The sequence below is a fragment of the Reinekea sp. genome (assembly GCF_982785585.1).
Genome location: NZ_CEYAVF010000005.1, coordinates 108,491 through 123,847, shown reverse-complemented (window position 1 = coordinate 123,847; position 15,357 = coordinate 108,491). Strand labels below are relative to the sequence as shown.

Genomic DNA, 15,357 nt, shown 5'->3' with positions numbered 1-15,357 from the left:
GTTCAGGTAGTCGTCGATTATTCACCGATATTGAAGCACCAATGAGTTAATGAGGACTGTATGAAAATCATCGTTCCGGTTAAACGCGTTGTAGATTACAACGTCAAAGTTCGAGTCAAGGCGGATCATTCCGATGTGGAACTCGCTAATGTTAAAATGGACATCAATCCCTTCTGTGATATCGCCGTTGAAGAGGCCGTGCGCCTCAAAGAACAGGGTCTCGCCTCTGAAGTGATCGTCGTGTCGATCGGTGAAGCCAAAGCCGAAGAGCAGCTGCGCCGATCGCTGGCCATCGGTGCGGATCGGGCCATTTTGGTGGTCACGCAAGAGGCCGCCAGTTCATTGGTGGTGGCGAAAATATTGGCGCAGATTGTCGCCCTTGAGCAACCTGGACTGGTGATCTTGGGGAAACAGGCCATCGACACCGATAACAATCAGACCGGGCAAATGCTCGCCGCGCTCGCCGGCTTGGCTCAGGCGACCTTCGCCAGCAAGGTCTTGATTGACGGTGATTGGGTTACCGTCACGCGCGATATAGACGGCGGCGCGCAAACCGTCTCGCTTAAGATGCCGGCCATCATCACCACCGATTTACGCCTCAATGAGCCGCGTTACATTAAATTGCCCGACATTATGAAAGCCAAGCGCAAACCGCTGGAGAAAAAGACCCCTGAGGATTTCGGCGTTGAACTAAGCCGAACGGTCAACACCTTAAAGGTTGAACCGCCAGCGGAACGCCCAGCCGGTATTAAGGTCAACTCGATTCAAGAGCTGGTCGACAAACTTAAAAACGAAGCGAAGGTGGTGTCATGAGCATTTTAGTTATAGCTGACCACAATAATAGTGAACTCACGCCCGTGACCGCCAATGTTGTTGCCGCGGCGCTCAAGCTCGGTGCGCCGGTCCATCTATTGGTTGCCGGCCACGACTGTCGGAGCGTCGCCGACGCGGCAGCGCAATTGAGTGGCATTGAGCGAGTGCTCAACTGCGACGCAGCGCACTACGCCCACGGCTTGGCCGAAAACTTGGCCGAATTGGTGCTATCGGTGGCCGATCAATACAGCCATATCCTGACCGCCGCCACAACCACGGGCAAGAACTTCCTCCCTCGGGTTGCCGCAAAACTCGACGTAGAACAGATTTCGGAGATCATCACGGTCGACAGTCCGGATACCTTTAAGCGCCCGATCTATGCTGGCAATGCCATAGCCACGGTGCAATCGACGGACCGAATCAAGGTTATTAGTGTGCGCGGTACCGCCTTTGATCCATGCCCGAATGATGGCCAGGCCCCGATCGAAGACCTGCCTGCGGCTTCCGACCAGGGTATCAGTCGTTTTATCTCCGAGGATTTGGTGGTTTCCGAACGCCCCGAGCTCACCGCGGCCCGCGTGGTGATCTCAGGTGGTCGCGGCATGCAGAACGGCGAGAACTTCGAACTGCTCTACAAGGTCGCCGATAAGCTCGGTGCCGGAGTTGGAGCGTCTCGTGCCGCGGTCGATGAAGGCTTTGTGCCCAATGACATGCAGGTCGGCCAAACGGGTAAGATCGTTGCCCCGGAGCTCTATATCGCCGTGGGTATCTCAGGACAAATTCAACACCTTGCCGGCATGAAGGACAGTAAGGTCATCGTTGCGATCAATAAGGATGCAGATGCCCCAATTTTCCAAGTAGCCGACTACGGTTTGGTGGCCGATCTGTTCGATGCACTCCCAGAACTGACCGAACAGCTCTAATTCAGCACGACTTAGGCCTGGATCGCTATGGGATGACAGGCCGGCTGAATCTTGTTCGGGCCCGCCAAGCCCAAACGGGAGTGGCGGTTAATTGGTCTTAAGCGCCAACCTCTAATCTTTGGCTTGGGGCATGGGCTGGTCCGGACTCAACGTTGAAGTCAGCAATTCCAAGGCAATGCTGACCTGCTGGATGATTTGTTCGGTTTTTTGGGTGGGCCGCATCCGACTGCCCGAGCGCACAAACAGCGGATCGTCATACATTGTTCGCAAGCGCGCTAAGGCGTTGCTAATGGCTGGTTGCGTAACGCCCAGCACCTTGCCGGCGCGAGTCAAATTGCCCTGCAAGTAGATGGTCAGCAGGACGCGAAAAAGATTTAAATCTGAGGATAGATACCGCATAACAAAGCTGTCCGTATAGTGCGTCTTATTAACTAAGCGTAGATTAGAAACGCAAAGGTAAAAAGGGCAGGGCAGTAAACCAACCCCTAAGCGGTTCAAGACCTCAAGATCCTTACCTATTCGCTGCATTTTGAATCGTTCAGCAAGACCGACGCCTAACTCCGCCTTATCAGTTTAAAAACAACCCGCGAATGCCTTGGGTATGGCCCAAGATACGGGTATAGTTGCGCTGTTTTCTCTGTCAGATGACGTCCGTATGAGTTTCTTTTTTCGCCCCCGTCACAAAGCCCAAAAAGATCGAGCTAATTTAAAACGTATCGATCAAACCCTCAGCCGTCAGGGACTTCCCAGCGCGTTGTTGCACTTCGTTTTGTTTATCATCATTGAGTGGCATCTGCTGCAAAACGGACCCGCGCCGAAGCTGGTGTATATTTTCGGTTTATTACTGGTAGTAATGGCGGCCTGGCGCTTCGTGATGATCGCCCAATTTGAAAGTTGGTATGCTAAGGGACCTGCGCACTGGCGTGATGTATTTATTCTGTCCGGTTTTTTGCATGCCGGCACTTGGTCTGTCTATCTGGTCTATCGCCTGACGCAGAGCCATGATGACCCCATTATGATGCTGGGCATTCTCTATACCTCGGCGATTGCCGCGGGCGGAACCTTCGTCTATTCACTCTACGGTCGCACGGTCAGCATTTACCTACTGATGCTTTTAGCTCCGTTAAGTATCTACTTTCTATTTCTCGAAAAAAATGTCGTGAATCTGATCATAGGTTTGGGTTTTATTGCCATGTACCTCTATTTGGTCAGTACGGCTAGGCGGGTGTCAGAACTGGTCTGGAGCTTTCTGACCAGCAATCACGAGTTGAAATTACGCTTAACAGCCCTGGAGCAGTCACGCGAAGCCACCACCGTGCAAAACTCCAGCAACCGCCGCTTTATCCAACAGTTGTTGCAGCGGGTGAAAACCCCTATGAGCGGACTGGTCGGGGTCTTGGGAATGCTGTCGGTTAAGGATACTGATATTGAAAACCAAGGCATGCTTGGCATTGCCCGCCGCTCCGGTTTTTCGATGCTTGATCTAATTACCGATTTTGAAGCCTTTATTGAACAACGCGATCAGACTCGCGTGCCTGAATCGATGGTTTTTAATTTGCGCAAAACGCTCGAGCATGCGCTCGCAGATATGGGCCCTAAAGCCCATGAAAACGGCCGCGAGCTGTCCTACCTGTACCACCCGGACGTGCCCGAACGCATCGAGGCGGACCCCCAGTGGCTGTCCAATGCCTTTCGCCGCTTGCTCGATTTCACCTTGGATATGGCCGATGCCGGTGAAATAACCGTTAAGATTGCTGTCGGCTCGGAGTTTGGCCAAGACTGCCTGCTGATAAGCTTCTATTTTATCAACAGTGATCTGGAACAGGGCGACCTAACCTCAGCATTGGACCGGCAAATGGATATATTGCCAGAAAATGAGGATGTCGCCGATCAACTAACTCTGATGGTCGCCGCGGCGCAATTTAAGGCGATGAATGCGACCTTAAGCGCGCAGCAGAAGGGGGATTTGCAGAAAATATCGGTTCGTTTGCCGATAACCACTACCACCCAGCAGGCCAGCTCGTTTCGACCGACCAAGTTTATGGCCGGTAAATCCATGTTGCTCGTGGATCTGAGCCCTCAAACTGAGCGTTCCCTGGCCGCGGAGTTTATGAGCTGGAATATGGAAGTGGCGGTCTGGACCCTCGATCGCCTTTTTGAGCAGACGGATAGTATCGATTCAGACTTTGTATTGTTTAATCTATCGGTTGACGATCAGTTTGCTCAGGCACAGTTGGAGAAAATCCAGCACTTAGCGGGCCGTTTCGGACAGCAAAGCCACCTCATTCTATATGCATCAGAATTGCAGCACAGATTGTTCAACGATATCGAGATCCCCTATACCTTCATTGAGAAGCCCGTCGCCCGCGATCAACTCTTATCGGCACTCAGAAACGCGCTCGAACAGATCGATGAGCATACCCAAAGCAGCACGCGGTTTGACAACACCCGGATCCTGATTGCCGAAGACAAGCTATTAAATCAAAAAATGATCCTGAAGATGCTTGAGCCCATGGGTGTCAGTGCCACGACCTGCAGTAATGGCCTAGAAGCCATCGAGTTGGCCAATACGGATAATTTTGATCTATTGTTAATGGACTGTTACATGCCGCGGATGGACGGTATGGAGGCCACTCGGCTGATTCGTCGCGCCGAACTCACGAGCGGCCGGCATATCCCGATCGTGGCGATGACATCGGAACAAACGCCGCTGATTGAGCGCGAATGTTTAACCGCCGGCATGGACGATTTCATTACCAAACCGCTCAAACATGAGGAGTTGATCGAATTGATTCAACGTTGGACCGCCTAAGCAATCCAGAACAGTTGTAAGGTTGGCGTGAATCCCCTGGAGAATTCACTACTTAGGCGTTACTGTTAAACGCTTTCTACGATTTCTAACTGGTTTTATTAAAACATGGACAAACAGTTACCCTTTGCATATGCAAAAAGACACGGTGTCGTCATCGATTATCATCATGCCGACGGTCTGCGCTTGCTATATCGACCCGACGCTAACCTAGTCGCCATGCAAGAAGCACAGCGCTTGATCGAAGCCGTGGTCCCGCTTGAACTGATCAATGATAACGAGTTTGCCGAGGCGCTTAATCGCGCCTATCAGACCGACTCCGATGAAACCATGCAGATGGTTGAGGGGCTGGGCGAATCGATGGATTTGAGCAGCTTAGCTGAATCCTTTCCTGAGACCGAAGATTTGATGGATCAAGTCGATGAGGCGCCGATCATTCGCCTGATCAACGCCATTCTGACCGAGGCGGTGCGTGAAGGGTCCTCCGACATCCATATCGAAACCTTTGAGAAACGCCTATCGATCCGTTTTAGAGTCGATGGTGTCCTGCGCGAGGTCGTGCAGCCGCGCCGCGCCTTAGCACCACTCTTGGTGTCGCGGATTAAGGTGATGGCGCGTATGGATATAGCCGAGAAACGCCTACCTCAGGATGGCCGTATATCGCTGCGTGTGGCCGGTCGAGAGGTAGATTTGCGCGTCTCGACCATACCGGCCAACCATGGCGAGCGCGTGGTCTTGCGCATACTAGACAAGCAGGCCGGTCGACTCGATTTGGCTCACCTGGGTCTGAGTCCGGATGATCATGCTAAGTTGAAAGACCTGATTTCTCGACCGCACGGCATTATTTTGGTCACCGGCCCGACCGGCTCGGGCAAGACTACGAGTCTCTATGCCGCCTTGCAGACCCTAAACAGCCAGTTCCGTAATATTATGACGGTCGAAGATCCGATTGAGTATAGCCTACCGGGTATTGGTCAAACTCAGGTGAACAGCAAGGTCGAGATGACCTTTGCACGCGGTTTACGCGCGATTCTCCGGCAAGACCCCGATGTCGTGATGATCGGTGAAATCCGCGATCTTGAAACCGCTGAAATTGCCGTACAAGCCAGTTTGACCGGCCATTTAGTGCTCAGCACCTTGCACACCAACTCGGCGGTTGGTGCCGTTACCCGACTCCAAGATATGGGCATTGAACCCTTTTTATTGGCATCGAGCCTTATCGGCCTAGTATCTCAGCGCCTGGTGCGCACCCTCTGTAATGACTGTAAGGTGGCGCATAATCCCGATAGCAGCGAACGCGAACTCTTGGGCCTGAGCGCAGACGAACCCTATGAGATATTCCGCGCCAATGGTTGTTCCGCTTGCAAAAGCACGGGATTTAAAGGCCGGATCGGGGTTTATGAATTGCTTAGGGTCGACGACGGTATGCGTCAGCTGATTCATAAGCAGGTTGGCGATCTGGAGTTGGATCTCTACGCCCGTAAATCAGCTCATTCGATTCTCGACGATGGCAAGGTCAAGGTGTTGGCAGGTGTGACCACCATCGAAGAGGTTCTGCGCGTGAATCGGAGCTACTGATGGCAGCATTTGAATATGTCGCTCTCGATGGCCGGGGCAAAAAGAAAAAAGGCATCTTAGAGGCCGACAGTGCCCGTCAGATTCGCCAGCAGTTGCGCGATAAGGGCTGGTTTGTCCAAGAAGTACAGCAGGCCCAGAAACAGCGCAGCAAAAATCAATCCCAGGGATTGTTTTCACCCGGCCTATCGGTAGCCGATCTGGCTCTGGTGACCCGCCAATTGGCCACGTTGGTCGGTTCTGGAATGCCGTTGGAAGAATGCCTTAAGGCCGCCGCCGATCAATCGGAAAAGGCCAAGGTGCGTAGCCTGGTGTTGAGCGTGCGCTCAAAGGTGCTAGAGGGCTTTAGTCTGGCCAATGCCTTATCCGAGTACCCGCGAGCGTTTCCGGTGCTCTATCAGGCCACCGTCAATGCCGGGGAACACAGCGGCCATCTGGATCGGGTGATGAACCGCCTGGCCGATCATATGGAAGAACAGCAGCGCATTGGTAAGCAAATCCAGATGGCCAGTATTTATCCCGCCATTCTCACCGGTGTGGCGCTACTGATCATTGTCTTTCTGCTCTATTCGGTGGTACCCGAAATCGTCGGGGTGATTTCCTCCACCGGTCAAGTATTACCGACACCCACCCGGGTTTTACTGGCCTCTAGCGATATGGTGATGCGCTATTGGGGGCACTTTTTAGTCTTTTGTATCGCGCTCGCGCTGCTCTTTCATCTCTATAACCGGCCCATCGAGCGGCGTACCAAGACCCACCGTCTGTTGCTGCGCTTACCCCTGATCGGGCGGATTTCGAAAGGCTTCAACACCTCACGTTTTATTGGCACCGTGGCGATGTTGTCTGGGAGCGGAGTGCCCTTGGTGGAAGCGATGAGAATTTCGGCTCAGGTGATTGCAAATTTAGAGATAAAACAACGGGTTAGCCGCGCCGCGGTGGCCGTGAGTGAAGGTTCGTCTTTACACAAAGCTTTGACCGAGGCCGGTTACTTCCGGCCGATGATGTTGCATATGATAGGCAGCGGAGAGGCCAGTGGAGAGCTCGATGCCATGTTACAGAAAACCGCCGATGCTGAAAATCGCTCTGTGCAGGAGCTGATTACCACCATCTTAAGCCTATTCGAACCGCTGATGATTCTGATCATGGGTGCCATCGTTTTGGTGATTGTCCTGGCCATTGTGCTACCTATAATGCAAATGAATAATATGGCCGGTTGACCTCAGAGGTTGCCGGGCTGGAGTTTTAAAGCAATGAAAAAACAAACGGGTTTTACCCTGATCGAACTCATGGTTGTGCTAGTGATCCTGGGCATCATCTTTGGCCTGGTGGTACCCAATGTAGTGGGGCGGGGCGATGAGGCTCGTGTGACCGCGGCGCATGCCGATATGAGCACCATCGGCCAGTCGTTAGAAATGTATCGCCTACACAACTCGCACTATCCATCGACCAATCAGGGTTTGGAAGCCTTAGTGGCTAAACCCAGTGGCGATCCGGAAGCGAAAAACTGGCGCGGGCCCTATTTGAAAAAGACCCCTCTGGATCCTTGGGGCAATGCCTATGGCTATATTAACGAGAACAATGTACCGGAAATCATCTCTCTGGGAGCCGACGGCAGCGATGGCGGTGAGGGTATCTACCAGGATATCTCTTCAGTTAATCTGAACTGATGATGCCTCGCGGACATCGGCGTGACGCCGGGTTTTCGCTGATCGAACTCATGGTGGTAATTCTGATCATAGGGATCGGTGCCGCTGCGATACGGCTCGGTGTGGTGCGCAATGACCCGCTTGATGATCTGCAGCGCACCGGTGATATCCTGGTCCATTGGTTTACCCGAGCGCAAGATCAAAGCCTAGTAACCCTGAGCGAAACAGGGCTCTATTTTATGACTGGCTCTGTGGCGACCCTGAGTTGGCAGGCCGGTGACCCGGATGCCGGCGAAGCGGACGTGGTTTGGACCGTGATCAGTGAGAGCCCCTATGTTAATGAAAACGACGATTTGATCGTCGAGCTGATGCTCGATTTGGAATCCCAACAGTGGGTCGCGCTGTCTGAGGCGTTACCGGAGGACCCTGCGCTGATTCAGCCCCAGGTGATTCTCTTGCCCTCGGAGGAATATACCCCGTCCTTTGTCATGACTATGCGGCTCGATGCCATGTCAGAGCAGCTGATAAGGATCGTCGGTGATGGCTTTAATCGTCTGGAGTTAAGCCGTGAAGCACCCTAACCGGGGTTTTACCCTCGTTGAAGTCATGGTGGCCTTGGCTATTTTTGCGCTCCTGGCGTCGACGATCGCCACCTCCAACATTCAGGCCTTGAACAGTGCTCGACAGATAGAGGAGCAGGTCCAAGCGCGCTGGATCAATCAAAATGTCCTCACCCAAATGCGCTTAGACAAAGCGCTACCCGATGGCGGCACCACCCGACAAAACTATTCTTATAATAATCAAGACTGGATCGTCGAGATTGAAGTCAGCAATGTCGAGATGGACCTGCTTGGACCCTTTTTACGGCACATAAAACTGCGCACTCGACTCAAAACTGATGACACTCCGGCCGACATCCTCATTGCCGTGCTCGGTGAGGCGGGCTCGCCATGAAGTCGTTCCAGGGCATGAACAGGGTACAGGGCATGACCCTGATCGAACTATTGGTTGCCCTGGCATTGAGTGCGGTTATCGCCATCGGCACCTTTAATCTGTTGCGTACCAGCATCAATACTCGCGACACCTTGGGTGCCCAAGCCGAGTCAACCTCGCAGTTGAGTCGAGCCATGCGCTTACTGGAACAGGATTTCATCCAATTCAGCCCCCAGCGACCGGTCAAAGACGCCTTTGGTGATTTTGCGCCCGCGATGCTAATGGATGCCGATGGCTTGGCGCTGACCCACAATGGTTGGGCCTGGAGTCCCTTCATCGCTTATGAGCGTTCCACAGAGCAGCGGGTTGTCTATCGCTTGGCAGAACCCGGTAGTGAGCTGTGTGACCTCTTGGAGGATGATCTCATCAACGATCAGGGCGGTTGCTTGATTCGCAGTTATAAGGCCCATCTAGACGATGACGGTTCCCTGCGCTGGTATCACCAACGACTGTTGCGCCCGCTCAAAGCCATCGATTGGCGTTTTTTAACCTACGATCCGGAAACCAAGAGCACCGAGTACCAGTCCGAGCCGCCCACTTCCGACCCACGTACCGGGTTGCTACTGACTCGCCTAATCGGCGTCGAAATTAGCCTTACCCTTGGCACAGGCCCGATTCATCAACGCCTCTTTGCCGTACCCAGCCTACCGCCTCTGGATCAGGGGGCCTTGCCATGAGACGTCAGCAGAGTGGCTTTGTGTTGATTCAGGTTATGTTGGTCTTCGCTATCCTGATCGTGGTGGCCGCCAAATTACAATATGAGCAACGTATTCAAATCGATCGGACAGCTCAGAGTCTGTTTCTCGGCCAAGCACAGACCTATGCAGAGAGTGCCGAGGCCATCGCCAAGGTCGGTCTGATAATCGACCTGCGCAACAGTCAAACCGATCATCTCTACGAACTGTGGAACACCGCAGATGGCCTATTCCCCGTCGATCAGGGCATGATTCAACTGGAATTAAACGATTTACAGGGCCGCTTCAACCTAAACTGGCTGACTCTGGAAAGCGGTTATCGGGATTCGGCACAACAGGGCTTGATGCGCTTATTAACCATTCTCGGCTCTAAGCCAGAAATTGCTGACGAACTGTTGCAATGGTTTGATCGAGACAGCGGCATTGACTATTTCTATGCCGATGAACGGCCCAGCTATGCGCCGGCATACACCAGCATGGCCGATCTATCGGAACTGTTGCTGTTAAAATCGGTCGATTATGCTGAGTATCAGAAGATTGCGCCCTATCTGAGTGCGTTACCGGCCGATAGCAAATTGAATATCAATACTGCGCCGGCCGAAATCATCCAGTCAATTGCGGTCTATATCGATGAAAGTACCGCCCAACAGGTCGTAGCCAGCCGCGGGGAAACCGGCTTTACGTCTCTGAGTGACTTCTTAAGTGGCGAAGTTTTTAAAGAAAATCAGGATTCATCGGTATTGCTGGCGCAACTAAGTGTTACGTCCAATTGGTTCGAGTTATATACTTCAGTGACGTTACAGGACAGAACCCTGACTCAACGCAGCATGTTACATCGTGGTTCGTCGGGGATGACCTTAACCTTAAGAGATCGATCGGTGAAGGAAGCCAATCCGATACCGGGTGACCCGATTAAAGGGCCCGCGGCATCGGCAGACTTAGATGATACCAACGAGTCGAATAGTTAAAATGGAGTGTCAATGAGTATTCAATTAAGCCTGTTTTGGGACACCGCCGATCGCCTAGAGTGGTATTGGCCAGGCGACCCGAGTGTTTTTGAGGGTTCGTTCGAGGAATTGCTGGATCAAAAACAAGCGCATAATCTAACCGTCTGTTCGGTCAGGTTGTTTTTACCCGAATACTGGTTCTCGACCCTTGAGCTGAACTTACCGGCCAAGACGCGACGCCTGTCTGGCCAAGCCCTGAAGTTTGCCGCCGAAGAATTCCTCGCCCAAGACATCGATAGCGTGCATCTGGTATTGAAAAACAAGCCACTGGGCGGGGCAGCCACCGTCTTGGTCACCGGGCTGGAGCGCTTTAGTCGGGTCTTACAGACCCTGCGCGTGCGCGGCTTGATCGTCTTGGAGGCCTTTAATTGCCAAGATTTCTCGATCCCAGAAAATCAAACCAACGAAACCCTATTACAGATCTCCGAGCAGATCGTCACCCTGAGTGCCCGAGACCAGATATTCAAGATACATCCCAAGGGCTTCTCGCAATGGTTTGATATGTGGTCGCAGCAAAATCAACTCGACCCTGAGGCGCCGATCCTGATCATCAGTGCCCATGCCGATGGTGTGGCCAAGTCGATTGTCAACCAACTGGAAGCAACCGGTGTCCCCGTGCAGTGGGTCGTTCAGGATATAAAACAGCTCATCGATTGGCATGATCGGGCAGAGGGTAACAGGCAGCCTGGCAACCTGATTACCGCTGAATTCAGTCAACAGCCTTCCAATTCCCAATATCAGCTGTGGCTACCCGCCGCAGTCGCCGGTCTGGCCGCCTTTGTCGTCTGGGTGAGCCTAACCCTATTGGATAATCATCGGCTGCAGATTCGGATCGAGCAAACCTTAGCGGCCAGCGATAACGTTTTTCTGCAGGTCTTTGGTCAGGATAAGCGCATCCAACGGTCGTTGATGACCCGGGAAATGCGCACCTTGGCGACTGAATCCGGCATTGTCGATCGAAGTGTGCAAGTGAATGCCTTGGCCGTGTTAAACGATCTAACGATTGCCAGCCCTAGCTTCAAACTGGAAGATTTCCGTTACAATCATGACCGTAAAGAGGCCTATTTCACCCTGGTTCAGGATATTGCCGACGCGGGCGATGCCTTTGCCTTATTCGAATCCCTCAAAACCGGTCTAACCGACAAAGGCTACACGGTCGAATACTCGGCCAATCAAGACAAGGACGTATTTCGGGCGCGGTTTAAGTCGGTTTATGGGGGGCAAGTCTGATGTTTGAAAACCTATTCGAACCGCTCCGACTCAAGTGGGCGGCCTATAGCCGACGCGACCAACGCTCGCTTTTGGCGCTGATGGTCGCACTGCTGTTGGCTATTCTAATTTTCGGTATTACCTTGCCGGTGCTTAAGGCTAATAAACAGCTAAACAAAGATCTAGAGAACGCCCAGGGTGTTTACCGCGAACTGCTGAGCTTAGCGCCACAGGCCTTGGGCAACAGTCGTGAAGACCCAACCTTCGACACCGGTAGTTTAAACAGCGAAGTGAGGCGCCAGGCGGCCCGCTTTGGTGTCGATATTCAACGGTTCGAGCCCGATGGCACTCTACTCAAGGTCTGGCTAGAGGATGTTCGCTACCCGGCGGTCATTCAATGGCTGGGCGGTTTGACGGCACTGGGCATTGGCCATACCGAGTTAACATTAGAAGATCGCCCCAAATCCGGTTTTGTCTCCGTCAGAGTGACCCTAGGGACTCTGAACTGAGGCATCGGCCGGCAACGGACAGTACTAAAACCAATAAAAACAACAATAAAGGTGATTTATGCCACTGATAGCCTTAGATGACGTAGCGGTCGTCCGCTTGGATGACCGCTTTAATCGCCAGGCGCGGTCGTTGCTGTATCATTCCTACAAAGACGAACCGACCTTTAAATATTTACTTGATGCCCAGCGCCCCGGCTATAAACAACGCATTCGGGCGACAATTCGCGAGCTAATCGGTTTGCACATGGACCGAGGGGAGTTTATCTTTGGCGTGGTGCACAAAGCGGACGATCGCCTGCTGGGGGTCGCCTTTTTTAGCGATCTGCAGTTGAAAATGGATATATCCAAACAGCTCTTTTGGCGCCTAAAAATGATCCTAACCGCCGGATTCGAAAGCACTCGACGCTTTGTTGACTATTTTAATGATGTGCAGGAAAGTCTGCCGTCGAAGAACCATCGTATGGTCAGCCTAATCGGCATCCATCCCGATTTTCAAAAGCAGGGCTTGGGCAAGCTGTTGCTTGAATCGATCCACGCTATAACCGACCAAGACGAAAACTCCATTGGTTTGTTTTTGGACACCGGTAATAATCGTTATTTGGATTTTTACCAAAGTCTCAGTTATGAAGTATTTACCGAATTACCCCTAGGGCAACTCAAGGAATTCGTGCTCTACCGTCCCAATCCAAACTACATTGATCGAACCGCTTGATTCGCTCGATCAGATGTCTGAAAGGATAGGGTGCCTTGTTCGGCGCCCATCCATTTGCTTGCTTGCTTATAACCACAACCCGAGGAACTACCATGAACTATGACTTCGACTTACTCGTCATCGGCGCCGGATCCGGAGGCGTTCGCGCCGCCCGAATGGCCGCCCAAATGGGCGTACGGGTGGCAGTCATCGAAGCTCGCTATCTGGGCGGAACCTGTGTCAATGTCGGTTGTGTGCCCAAAAAACTGTTCGTCTATGCTTCGGAATTCAATCAGAGCTTTATAGACTCGGCCGGTTTTGGCTACACGGTAGACAAAAAACCCACCTTTGATTGGCCCACACTGCGAGATAATAAAACCGCGGAGATCGAGCGATTGCAAGGGGTCTATCAAGGTCTGCTGGAAAATAGTGGGGTCACCATCATCAACGGTCACGGTGAGTTTGTTACCGAACACAGTGTCCGGGTCGGTGATCAGGTCTACAGCGCCGCCAACATCTTGATTGCCACAGGCAGCTGGCCGGTGACCACTCCGATCCCTGGTAATGAACTGGTAATGACCTCGAATGAATTCTTTTATATGGACGAGTTTCCCCGTCACGCCATTGTCGTCGGCGGCGGTTATATCGCGGTAGAGTTTGCCGGCATCTTGAACGGTTTAGGCTCGGACACCCATCTGGTGTATCGCGGCGCACCGGTATTGCGCGGCTTCGACGATGATATTCGCCAATTTGTCTCCGAAGAACTGATCGAGGCGGGTATTGATATCCATTACGGCCGTACCGTGGAGAAGGTTGAAAAGCAGGCCGATGGCCGATTGGCCGTCACCTTTGATAATGACCAGGTCGTGGTAACGGACGCGGTAATCAATGCCTTGGGCCGCAAAGCATTGGTCGAACCACTCAAGTTAGCGGCCGCAGGGGTTGAATTGGCTAGCCGCGGCCATCTTGAGGTCAATGAACATTACCAGACCAATGTCCCGCATATCTTCGCGGTCGGTGATGTCATCGGTCGAGTGCAGCTCACCCCGGTGGCGTTGGCCGAGGGCATGTACGTTGCGCATCATCTGTTTTCCCAAGATGCCCCGCGTAAGGTCAACTACGGTTTGATTCCGACCGCGGTCTTTTGCCAGCCCAACCTTGGCACAGTGGGTTTGTCCGAGAACGAGGCCATACTCCAGTACGATCGAGTGGCAGTCTTTGTGAGCCGTTTTAAAGCGATGAAAAACACCTTGTCGGGCAGTACTCATCGGACCCTGATGAAGGTATTGGTCGACACTGAAACCGATAAGGTAATCGGTTGTCATATGGTCGGCCATGAGGCCGGTGAAATCATCCAGGGTTTGGCTGTGGCCTTGCAAGCGGGCGCCACTAAGGCAGACTTCGACAGCACCTTGGGCATTCACCCAACGGCGGCCGAAGAGTTTGTCACCATGCGCACACCAACGCGCTTTATTGGTCGGACTGTTACGTCGGATTGATTTTTTTGGCTCGCGCACTGGCGTGCCGGGCCTGGCGTTCAACATCGATGTAGCGATCGGTGATGGCGCTGGAACCGTGACCGGCGTCGTCACGCACATGCTCACGCGGTCGTGTTTTGACATCTTCAGAAATGCCAGTATGGCGCAACCAATGCACTGTCGCCGTTTCCAGCGCCGCAGCCTCCTCAGATTCACCCTGGGCCTTCAGTCTTAAGGTCGCCAAGTCGAAGCATTCCTGAACAATAAAGCGAATTTGCCGGGTACTGGCAATACCGCCTTTGCCACGAATTTTGGCAATCAGCGGCGTGTGGTCGCCAATCAATGGCAGGGGGGTGAGCCCTAAATACTGACGATAGCGCCGCAATGCGGTCAACATGGCATCGGACACCGAGATGTCGCGTTCCTTGTTCCCCTTGCCGACCGTGGTAAACCACCAGTTGCCCTGCGCGTCTTTCCAAAAGTGTTCCATCTCTGGCTGCCAGCGATCCGAGGCGGCTAACTCTGAAATCCGCAGATAAAGGCCGAATAAACAGCTGACGATAAAGAGCGACCGCTGCCATTTATCCGGGTCCTCGTGTAAGACCGCCTCGATGGCCATCAACACCTCATGCCATTGGGCTTCAGAAAGACGGCGCACGGTACTGACGGCTTGACGCTTGCGCAGAAACTTTCCTTTTTGGCGGATTTGCGCCACCGGGTTCAAGGCCACGGCTTCTTCTTGTATCAGATAATTAAAGAAGGTGCTGAGCACCGAAAATAGGGCCTGGAGGGCCGATTGACTGAGGTCATACTGCTTTGGATCTGGGTCGGCGCCGAGTCGATGGTCGCGTTTACTGACCTTGACCACAAAGGGGCGCCAGGCCGGATTGGCAATGCGCAACCCGTCGCCATTCTGAAAGCGTTGCACCGATTTAACCCCGATCCAGCTGAGCGGCGGTGCTTGGCAAAAATGGACGAAGGCCTCTATATGCTGACGGCGCACCTCGCT

Annotated in this window: 16 protein-coding genes; 14 read left to right on the top strand and 2 right to left on the bottom strand. The window is 52.9% G+C overall.

What is annotated here, in order from left to right:
- Positions 1-60: 60 nt before the first annotated feature.
- Together AC4FIC_RS03905 and AC4FIC_RS03900 are read left to right on the top strand one after the other, a co-directional pair.
- Positions 61-813: an electron transfer flavoprotein subunit beta/FixA family protein gene (locus tag AC4FIC_RS03905; protein WP_100257088.1), complete on the top strand. Its 753-nt coding sequence runs from the start codon at positions 61-63 to the stop codon at positions 811-813.
- Complete coding sequence (locus tag AC4FIC_RS03900) at positions 810-1,736, top strand: electron transfer flavoprotein subunit alpha/FixB family protein (RefSeq protein WP_100257087.1); 927 nt, start codon at positions 810-812, stop codon at positions 1,734-1,736. The genes AC4FIC_RS03905 and AC4FIC_RS03900 overlap by 4 nt, the downstream gene beginning before the upstream one ends.
- 111 nt (positions 1,737-1,847) lie before the next feature.
- Here the strand turns inward: AC4FIC_RS03900 and AC4FIC_RS03895 are convergent, their stop codons facing one another.
- Positions 1,848-2,135, bottom strand: coding sequence for a LysR family transcriptional regulator (locus AC4FIC_RS03895; RefSeq protein WP_158524330.1), 288 nt, complete (start codon positions 2,133-2,135; stop codon positions 1,848-1,850).
- 256 nt (positions 2,136-2,391) lie between these two features.
- Here AC4FIC_RS03895 and AC4FIC_RS03890 point away from each other — a divergent pair, with 256 nt between their 5' ends.
- The 12 genes from AC4FIC_RS03890 (at position 2,392) to gorA (ending at position 14,369) form a co-directional block, all read left to right on the top strand.
- Positions 2,392-4,548 (top strand): response regulator, encoded by a 2,157-nt coding sequence (locus tag AC4FIC_RS03890; RefSeq protein WP_158524329.1) that lies wholly within the window; start codon positions 2,392-2,394, stop codon positions 4,546-4,548.
- Positions 4,549-4,653: 105 nt separating this feature from the next.
- The gene (gene gspE, locus AC4FIC_RS03885) at positions 4,654-6,123 is read left to right on the top strand and encodes a type II secretion system ATPase GspE (RefSeq protein ID WP_100257084.1); all 1,470 of its coding nucleotides are present in this window, start codon (positions 4,654-4,656) and stop codon (positions 6,121-6,123) included.
- Positions 6,123-7,337 carry a type II secretion system inner membrane protein GspF gene (gene gspF / locus AC4FIC_RS03880; protein ID WP_100257083.1) on the top strand — a complete coding sequence of 405 codons (1,215 nt, stop codon included), beginning with the start codon at positions 6,123-6,125 and terminating at the stop codon, positions 7,335-7,337. The genes gspE and gspF overlap by 1 nt, the downstream gene beginning before the upstream one ends.
- A 33-nt stretch (positions 7,338-7,370) precedes the next feature.
- Positions 7,371-7,787, top strand: a complete 417-nt coding sequence (gene gspG, locus AC4FIC_RS03875; RefSeq protein WP_100257082.1) for a type II secretion system major pseudopilin GspG — start codon at positions 7,371-7,373, stop codon at positions 7,785-7,787.
- Between the two features lie 2 nt (positions 7,788-7,789).
- Positions 7,790-8,347 carry a type II secretion system protein gene (locus AC4FIC_RS03870; RefSeq protein ID WP_100257081.1) on the top strand — a complete coding sequence of 186 codons (558 nt, stop codon included), beginning with the start codon at positions 7,790-7,792 and terminating at the stop codon, positions 8,345-8,347.
- Positions 8,334-8,720 carry a type II secretion system minor pseudopilin GspI gene (gene gspI / locus AC4FIC_RS03865; RefSeq protein WP_100257080.1) on the top strand — a complete coding sequence of 129 codons (387 nt, stop codon included), beginning with the start codon at positions 8,334-8,336 and terminating at the stop codon, positions 8,718-8,720. Before AC4FIC_RS03870 ends, gspI begins: the two co-directional genes overlap by 14 nt.
- Positions 8,717-9,436: a type II secretion system protein GspJ gene (locus AC4FIC_RS03860; RefSeq protein ID WP_100257079.1), complete on the top strand. Its 720-nt coding sequence runs from the start codon at positions 8,717-8,719 to the stop codon at positions 9,434-9,436. The genes gspI and AC4FIC_RS03860 overlap by 4 nt, the downstream gene beginning before the upstream one ends.
- Positions 9,433-10,422 (top strand): type II secretion system minor pseudopilin GspK, encoded by a 990-nt coding sequence (gene gspK / locus AC4FIC_RS03855; protein WP_100257078.1) that lies wholly within the window; start codon positions 9,433-9,435, stop codon positions 10,420-10,422. Before AC4FIC_RS03860 ends, gspK begins: the two co-directional genes overlap by 4 nt.
- 12 nt (positions 10,423-10,434) lie before the next feature.
- Complete coding sequence (gspL, locus tag AC4FIC_RS03850; RefSeq protein ID WP_100257077.1) at positions 10,435-11,691, top strand: type II secretion system protein GspL; 1,257 nt, start codon at positions 10,435-10,437, stop codon at positions 11,689-11,691.
- Entirely contained in the window at positions 11,691-12,179 is a 489-nt protein-coding gene (locus AC4FIC_RS03845) for a type II secretion system protein M (protein ID WP_100257076.1), read from the top strand. The genes gspL and AC4FIC_RS03845 overlap by 1 nt, the downstream gene beginning before the upstream one ends.
- Before the next feature lie 58 nt (positions 12,180-12,237).
- Complete coding sequence (locus AC4FIC_RS03840; protein WP_100257075.1) at positions 12,238-12,891, top strand: GNAT family N-acetyltransferase; 654 nt, start codon at positions 12,238-12,240, stop codon at positions 12,889-12,891.
- 92 nt (positions 12,892-12,983) lie between these two features.
- Positions 12,984-14,369 carry a glutathione-disulfide reductase gene (gene gorA, locus AC4FIC_RS03835; protein ID WP_100257074.1) on the top strand — a complete coding sequence of 462 codons (1,386 nt, stop codon included), beginning with the start codon at positions 12,984-12,986 and terminating at the stop codon, positions 14,367-14,369.
- Here gorA and AC4FIC_RS03830 read toward each other — a convergent pair.
- Positions 14,356-15,357, bottom strand: a 1,002-nt coding sequence (locus AC4FIC_RS03830) for a tyrosine-type recombinase/integrase (protein ID WP_476194745.1), incomplete at its 5' end; no start/stop codon positions are given. The genes gorA and AC4FIC_RS03830 overlap by 14 nt on opposite strands.